The following is a 1,371-nucleotide window of genomic DNA, read 5'->3' on the forward strand; positions in this document are numbered from 1 at the left end:
GCGCGCACACGCTTAGCGCGAGCAGCGCAATTGCTGCCCGGATCATCATCTTCATCGGAAGCTCCTTCGTTTTGGGGGAGGTTAGTCGGCCGCGTCGTCGGGCCGGGTCTTCGGCTTTCGAATTGCCCGGATCGCGGCGATTATGGTGGGCGCTGCCTCGGCGATGCCAAGCAGGATGCGGCCAAGTGTCTTCAGCTTCATGCCCGGGCCCCCCAGCTTTTCCACCAGGTCGTGCCCGGCAGGAATGAGGCGGTGCGATTGCGCCAGCCCCTGCGGTATTTGGCATTCGTCGGCCGCGACGCGATGATGCGCTCGTAGAAGGCATTGCGCACTTCGGCCCACATCACCGCCGCCTTTTCGAGGCCATGCGCCTTGAGGAACTGATCATAGGCCGCTGCCGTCAGCTGCCCGATGTTGCCATCCGGGTTCACGCCGATCATGCGCTGCATCAGCTTGGCGCCCTGGCCGGGGCCGGCACCCCACAGCATGTCCATGATCGAGGCCGTGACCTGGTTCCAAGGGAGCAGATCGATATCGGGCTCGTCATAGTAGAGCTTCAGACCTACGTTGACCGCCTCTTCGATGGTCAGATCTCGCATCTGGCCGGGCGTGATCCGCTTGACGCCGCGAAACTTCGCGAGCGCCGCACCGGTGACGCCGAACTTGCTGCCGACCAGGACAGCGGGGCGACCCTTCTCATAGAACCAGTTGCCGGTGTCGTCGGGATCGAGCGAGAGCTTGCCCTCATGTGTCTCGATGAAATTTCGGATGAACAGGGCTGGCTTCATGTTCGGCCTCCACAATTGATCGCGCCGCAAAGCAGCGCCGGAACATTGAAAACTGAAGGGGGTTTGGACGGGGCGGTTTGCTCCCAAGCCGTGTGTGCTTACAGGTCCGCCGGGGTTTGATTCCCTTTTCCCCCGGCGGACTAAGCCGCCGGGCCACTCGACACGGCAGCATTCCAAGCGCAAAGGTTTGCCGCGTCTGGTTCCTCGAATCTGCCAGGCGCGGTTGGCCCGCCGGGGTTCCGCCGGGGGGCCAACCTTAAGGGCGCGGTACGCCTGAGATGAAGGCATCGATCGCCGCCTTGAACCGGCCGGCGAACGCGCTCTTGGCGACACTGATCACGCCGATGCCGAGGCTCGCGATCCCGATGCCAGACACGCCAGCCGCGAGCAGGTCGAGATCGTGCCCCTGCACCCAGATCGCGGTGAGCAGCGCGCACAGTGCCGATACGAACAGATCAAGGAACAGCTGGCGGTGACCGCGAGTGTTGAGGAACACGATGCAACGGGTGATGATCACGGCAAGGATGCCGACAACCAGCGGTCCCGCCGGAAAATGATAGCCGAGGAAGTCCCATACGACAGG

2 protein-coding genes are annotated in these 1,371 nt (G+C 63.2%); both read right to left on the bottom strand.

Going from position 1 to position 1,371, the window contains the following annotated elements; genetic code table 11:
• Nucleotides 1-197 precede the first annotated feature (197 nt).
• Nucleotides 198-788 carry a glycosyl hydrolase 108 family protein gene (locus FYJ91_RS20450; protein ID WP_181008617.1) on the bottom strand — a complete coding sequence of 197 codons (591 nt, stop codon included), beginning with the start codon at nt 786-788 and terminating at the stop codon, nt 198-200.
• 256 nt (nt 789-1,044) lie between these two features.
• Nucleotides 1,045-1,371: hypothetical protein (locus tag FYJ91_RS20455; protein WP_149524190.1), on the bottom strand; the 327-nt coding region annotated here is incomplete at its 5' end.

Source organism: Sphingomonas montanisoli, assembly GCF_008274695.1.
Classification (GTDB): Bacteria; Pseudomonadota; Alphaproteobacteria; order Sphingomonadales; family Sphingomonadaceae; genus Rhizorhabdus; species Rhizorhabdus montanisoli.

What these genes read in the sequence shown, in the direction of transcription:
- FYJ91_RS20450 (WP_181008617.1), bottom strand. Translation starts at nt 788, where the DNA reads ATGAAGCCAGCCCTGTTCATCCGAAATTTCATCGAGACACATGAGGGC.